The sequence below is a fragment of the Pseudomonas sp. GXM4 genome, from assembly GCF_008923895.1.
GTDB lineage: Bacteria > Pseudomonadota > Gammaproteobacteria > Pseudomonadales > Pseudomonadaceae > Aquipseudomonas > Aquipseudomonas atacamensis.
The window spans coordinates 1-5,738 of record NZ_WBRZ01000321.1; the positions used below are offsets into that span (position 1 = coordinate 1).

7 protein-coding genes are annotated in these 5,738 nt (G+C 59.7%); 3 read left to right on the forward strand and 4 right to left on the reverse strand.

All coding sequences use genetic code 11. The annotated features are described in order from the left end of the window. Nucleotides 1–93: 93 nt before the first annotated feature. Complete coding sequence (locus F8N49_RS24895; RefSeq protein ID WP_122611786.1) at nt 94–498, reverse strand: serine kinase/phosphatase; 405 nt, start codon at nt 496–498, stop codon at nt 94–96. A 140-nt stretch (nt 499–638) separates the two neighbouring features. Here F8N49_RS24895 and can point away from each other — a divergent pair, with 140 nt between their 5' ends. Then, a complete protein-coding gene (gene can / locus F8N49_RS24900) occupies nt 639–1,283 on the forward strand; it encodes a carbonate dehydratase (RefSeq protein ID WP_122747852.1) in 645 nt (214 codons plus the stop codon). Nucleotides 1,284–1,292: 9 nt separating this feature from the next. Here the strand turns inward: can and F8N49_RS24905 are convergent, their stop codons facing one another. Continuing rightward, complete coding sequence (locus tag F8N49_RS24905; RefSeq protein ID WP_122751900.1) at nt 1,293–1,817, reverse strand: lysine methyltransferase; 525 nt, start codon at nt 1,815–1,817, stop codon at nt 1,293–1,295. 174 nt (nt 1,818–1,991) lie between these two features. Next, on the reverse strand, nt 1,992–3,164 hold the full coding sequence (locus F8N49_RS24910) for a hypothetical protein (RefSeq protein ID WP_122751899.1): 1,173 nt from the start codon (nt 3,162–3,164) through the stop codon (nt 1,992–1,994). 217 nt (nt 3,165–3,381) lie between these two features. Here F8N49_RS24910 and F8N49_RS24915 point away from each other — a divergent pair, with 217 nt between their 5' ends. Further along, entirely contained in the window at nt 3,382–3,672 is a 291-nt protein-coding gene (locus F8N49_RS24915) for a nucleotidyltransferase family protein (protein ID WP_042609686.1), read from the forward strand. Next, nucleotides 3,669–4,013, forward strand: a complete 345-nt coding sequence (locus tag F8N49_RS24920; protein ID WP_151553012.1) for a DUF86 domain-containing protein — start codon at nt 3,669–3,671, stop codon at nt 4,011–4,013. Before F8N49_RS24915 ends, F8N49_RS24920 begins: the two co-directional genes overlap by 4 nt. 36 nt (nt 4,014–4,049) lie before the next feature. On the opposite strand, the gene F8N49_RS24925 is transcribed toward F8N49_RS24920, so the two are convergent. After that, nucleotides 4,050–5,468, reverse strand: a complete 1,419-nt coding sequence (locus F8N49_RS24925) for a short-chain fatty acid transporter (protein WP_016773194.1) — start codon at nt 5,466–5,468, stop codon at nt 4,050–4,052. Between the last annotated feature and the right edge of the window lie 270 nt (nt 5,469–5,738).

Genomic DNA, 5,738 nt, shown 5'->3' on the forward strand with positions numbered 1-5,738 from the left:
ATCTTTTGATCCTGTTTTTGTAAGATCCCAAGCCAAATCAAAAGATCGCAGCCTTCGGCAGCTCCTACAGGGGGCAAATTTCAAGCCAGCGGATCAGCGCTTGCCATCCAGCGGATCCAGATCCGCCAGTTCCGCTTCATCCAGCCCGTCACCGCCGCCGATGTCATTTTCATCGACCACGCTCAGATCCCAATCCGCCTGATTACCCTCGCCGACTTCCTCGGCATCGCGCGCACCATCCTCGCGAATCAACGTTTCCGGGCTCAGGTCATCGTCAGTCGGCTGGTGATCGTCCACCGAGGCCCCGGTCATACCCGCCTCACGCACTCGCTCAGCCGGCATCAATTGTTCACGTTCACGCTCGGGCAGCTCATCGCCGATCTTCGCGCTGGGCTCCTCATCGTCGAAATCCAGCTCGTGCACCGAGCCCATGCGGTCTTCGTTATCATCGATGGGTTCCGGTTGCACCGCATCATAAGGGCGTCGTGAATCAGTCATGGCAATTCCTCATAGTGTGGGCCTTACTGAGTGGACTCACCGGGCGCGCGAGAATTCCAACGAAAACACTTTGCGCTGGCGGCGTGACTTCGACGGGTGGTCGTCTATCAAACCTGCGCATCTTTCTTGAGGCCTTATCCATGCACGATCTACAAGACCTGATTGATAACAACGAGCGTTGGGCTGACGCGATCACCAAGGAAGACCCGGATTTCTTCGCCAAACTGGCGCGCCAGCAGACCCCGGAATATCTATGGATCGGCTGCTCCGACGCACGCGTACCGGCTAACGAAATCGTCGGCATGCTGCCGGGCGATCTGTTCGTGCACCGCAACGTGGCCAACGTCGTGCTGCACACCGACCTCAACTGCCTCTCGGTGATCCAGTACGCGGTGGATGTGCTCAAGGTCAAACACATCCTCGTCACCGGCCACTACGGCTGCGGCGGTGTGCGTGCGGCGATGCAGGATCGCCAGTTCGGCCTGATCGATGGCTGGCTGCGCTCGATCCGCGATCTGTACTACGAAAAGCGCGAAGAGCTGGCGAAACTGGCGACCGAAGAAGAGCAGGTCGATCGCATGTGCGAACTCAACGTGATCCAGCAGGTGGCTAACGTCGCGCACACCAGCATCATCCAGAACGCCTGGCATCGCGGACAGCCGCTGTCGATCCACGGCTGCATCTACGGCATCAAGGACGGCCGCTGGAAAAGTCTCAATACCACCATCAGTGGTTTCGAGCAGCTGCCGCCGCAATATCGTTTGCGTCCGGTCGGCGCGCCGTAACCGCAGCTTTCAGCTTCGGCCTGGATGACGCCAGCGCTGTAAAAAGCGCTGGCCTTCAGGCGTGGGTGGTTCGTCGTAACCGGTGATCCAGCCACGGCAGCGCGACGAACCGCAATCGCAGGCGAACTGGCGTAGCAGTTTGTCTTCGGTCGATGCGTAATCGATGCTCAGATGTTCGCCGCTGTGGATATCTTTCAAGGCCCACAGCCACAATTCGCTCATGTCGAGAAATACATTCGGGTCGCAGGCGTGTTCCAACACCCCGCAAAAGCGCGGATCGTAAACGTGAATACCGGTTTGCAACTGACGGGTCTGTCGACAGCGATAGGGCAGCAATTGTCCGGAAACCCGGCACATTCGGCTAATGCGCAGAAAATCGCGACGCGCGACCACCGCCGTGGCCATGCCTCGTTCGTTGTGGATGATCTGGAAGTCGTCCCAGGATGGAAAGCCCAGCCGCACGGGAAGTCCGGCGAACGGATAAATGCCTTCTGTGTCGCGCGGCAGGTGCCGGCCCACGGCTTGATTGTTCATAACGATCCTTGTTGGTGAGTATTGCCTCCGGGTTGTGCCCATGCCTCGCCAGGCGAAGCATGATTGGATCCAAGCGTCGCGCAATTGAAGGTACCGGTCTACTGTCAAACCTGACAGGCGCGATCACCGTTGGCCCGCGTCAGCATTGACTGACACGGGGGGCTCCGGCAGCGATTACAGAGCGGGTGCGGGCAAGGCGGCCGCAGGCAGTGGCGCTTTCAACTGCTGCAGTTGTGTCTTGATTCGTGGCGTGGCGCACTTGGCGGCGGCTTGTTCGGCGCTGAGGTCGCGGATCGAGGTGTAGAACAACTCGCAGGTTTTGACCTTTTGCGTCACCTGCCATGTTTGCGTGCAACTGTTCAGCGTGGCCTGCGCATCGCTGCCCGGCTTGCTGCCCATCCCGGCCTGCCAGCAAGCCGCGCTCAAATCCTGGCCCATGACTTTAAGGCCCGCCGCGTCAGCCTTGGCCTGGGCATCGTCGCCGGTATAGCTCTTCGGATCGGCGGCGTACCAGATATAGCTCGGATGATTCGAGCCGAGCACCGGCACATTCACCCCTTCGCTTGGACTGATGCTTGCCAGACCCAATACGCCCACCGTCGGCCCATACTGTTCCTTGATCCAGTTGCGCACCGGCGCCCCGAACGCAACCATCGGAAGCGTCGTGCCGCTGGCGGTCTGGCTGAACTGCTTGACCAGCGTGGTCTGGTAATCCTTGAAGTAGTCGTAGACGTCCTCCAGATCCCCGCCGGCATTGGACGGCGCGGCGATCGGCGCGATGTCGATGATGGTCTGATAGGCCGGCGTCTGCCCGGCGGGGATGCCGTTATCGGTCAGCAACGTCGCCCAGCGATCGGTGGTGTTCGAGCGCAGATAGTCCTGCGCCTGGGTCAGCGAGTAGTCAGGCGGGAAGTGCAGCAACTCGACGCTCTTGCGATTCTCCAGGGCCATGCCCAACGGCAGGAACAGATACCAGCTGTAGGCCCATTTGCCATCGGCATTGAGCTTGCTGGCGCCGGCATAAGCCAGATCGCCGGCGTCGAGCAACGCTGACAGCGGCTTGTCATAGCCGTCCGGCACACCGGTGATCTCGGCGTAGAGCTGATCGTTGTCGGTCTTCACCAGCACCTTGGCATCGGCGTAACCATCGCGCTGGACGCTCTGACTCAGATAGTGAGCAACGGTCTGCTCCAGCGTCCAGTTGCGAAAGCAGATCACGCTGCAATTGTTGGGGTAGGCGAAGAGCCGGGTGACGCGCTCGGTGCTGCCCAGTTTCACGTCGACATCGGCGTGAGCGGCGGCGCTTAGCGTCAGTGCAACGAGGGTAAGTCCTGCGAGTTTGAACATGCTCAGATCCTTTTCAGCGTGGGTTCCCCTCGATTTGGGGGCGCTTCATAGTGGATCAGCGGTGTTTGACAGAAAAGCGGTTGAGTGTGGATTCTTGCCTGAATGCGGTATGACCCAAGCAGCGCACATATTGTTACGGCTGTGCCAACAAGCACGCTGCCTGGTGCGCGTCCGCACTGCTAGACTGCAGCGACATCGAATTTTCCAAGGGTGAGTCATGAAGCCTTCTACTGCTCTCGACATGCAAAGGTCCGCCGTCCGCGAAGTGATCGGACGCTTTCGTGTGGCCAACCCGCGTGTATTTGGTTCAGCATTGCTGGGGACGGATCTGGACGGTAGCGATCTCGATCTGCTGGTTGACCCGCTGCCCGGCACAACGCTTTTTGATCTCGGCGGACTTCAGGTTGAGCTTGAAGACCTGCTGGGCGTTGCAGTCGAAGTGTTGACGCCCGGTGACCTGCCAGTGAAATTTCGTCAGCAGGTGCTTGATCAGGCGCGACCCGTATGAACGAGAACCGGCGAGATGATTATCTTGAACATATTCGTCAGGCCGCGAGAGATGCGCTTATCTTCGTCGAGGGCCTGAACAAAGATGAATTTGCTGACAATAAGAGAACGCAACAAGCGGTGATCATGAGCCTGATCATCATTGGAGAGGCAGCGACCAAGATCATGGATCGTTACCCTGAGTTCACTGTTGAAAACGCGCAGGTGCCGTGGCGCAGCATGCGTGGGATGCGTAATCGAATTGCTCACGGTTATTTCGATATCAATCTGGACGTTGTCTGGGAAACCGTTCAGGTTGCGTTGCCTGCACTGTTGAAGTCCCTTCCGACCGCTCAAGGTTGAATACGCCTGTCCGCAGACAGGCGTATTAAAGTCTACCTACGGCATCACCGGCGGCGTATACGCCAATGTCGTCCCCAGCGCCCACAACAACAGCAGCACCAGTGGCGTGTGCACCAGCAGTTGCACGAACGAGAAGCCGATCAGATCCCGCGCCTTCAACCCGAGCACGCCCAGCAGCGGCAGCATATAGAACGGGTTGATCAGGTTCGGCAAGGCTTCGGCGGCGTTGTAGATCTGCACTGCCCAGCCGAGGTGGTATTGCAGGTCATTGGCGACTTGCATCACGTAGGGCGCTTCGATGATCCATTTGCCGCCGCCGGACGGGATGAAGAAACCGAGAATCGCCGAATAGACGCCCATCAGCAGCGCATAGGTGTCGTGGGAGGCGATGCTGACGAAGAAGGTCGAGATGTGATGTGCGAGGGTTTGCGCATCGGCGCCTTTGACCGTAGTCATCAGTGCGGCGATCGAGCCGTACAACGGAAACTGGATCAACACGCCAGTGGTGGTCGGCACCGCACGGGCCACCGCATCGAGGAAGCTGCGCGGGCGCCAGTGCAACAGCGCGCCGAGCATGATGAACAGGAAGTTGTAGGTGTTCAGGCCGGAAATCGCAGTGATCGCCGGTTTGGTCGAGAACTCGTGAAATAGCCAGCCCGCCGCCAGAAGCACCAGCACAATGATCAGCAACGGGCTGTGTTCCAGCCATTCGCCGGGGCGCGTGCGCGGTTGCAGCGGCGGCAGGTTGAACGCCGGGTCGATGCCGCAGGCCTTGGCGTCGCGTGCCGAATTCGGCCCGGGCGCGGTGGCGTAGGCGATGATGATCGAGATCACGATCAGCGCCAGCAGCATGACCCCGGATTGCCAGAGAAAAATGGTTTCGGTGAACGGGATTACGCCAGTGATCGACAGGATCGACGGCGGCAGGCTGCCCGGGTTGGCCTGCAACTGTGCGGCTGACGATGACAAGCCCAGCGCCCACACCGCGCCAAGGCCAAGGTATGCCGCAGCACCGGCCGCGCGGTAATCCATTTTCAGATCGGTGCGGCGGGCGAGGGCGCGTACCAGCAGCCCGCCGAATACCAGCGACAGACCCCAATTGAGCAGCGATGCGACCATCGAAATCAACGCTACCCAGGCCACGGCGGAGCGGCCGTTTTTCGGGATGCGTGCCAGTTTGTCGATCAGTTTGACTGCGGGCGGAGAGCTGGCGACGACGTAGCCGCCGATCACCACGAAGGCCATCTGCATGGTGAACGGGATCAGGCTCCAGAAGCCGTCGCCGAAGGCCATCGCCGCAGCGGTAGGTTTGGCGCCCATGGCCAAAGTGGCCAGCGCAACGATGATCACGGCCAACGCGGCGAATACCCAGGAATCGGGAAACCAGCGTTCGGCAAAACTGGAACAGCGCAGGGCAAAGCGCGCGGAGCGGCTATCTTCGATATCAACGGCCACGGGAAGTACCTCGGATTTTTTATGGTTATTTTGATCCGTGGGAGCAGTCGCCCGGCTCGACAGCCACAGAGAACCCTGTGGGAGCGAGCCTGCTCGCGAAGACGTCGGCACATTCAGCATCAGGTTGTCTGAACTGACGCTTTCGCGAGCAGGCTCGCTCCCACGTGGGCGGCTGGTCGGTGTTGGCGTGGTCCCTTGGACAGGCGCTAACAGTAAATCAAGCGCCGCCCTTGTGTTGAGCAGGTTTTCGCAAACCGAGACTATGGTCTG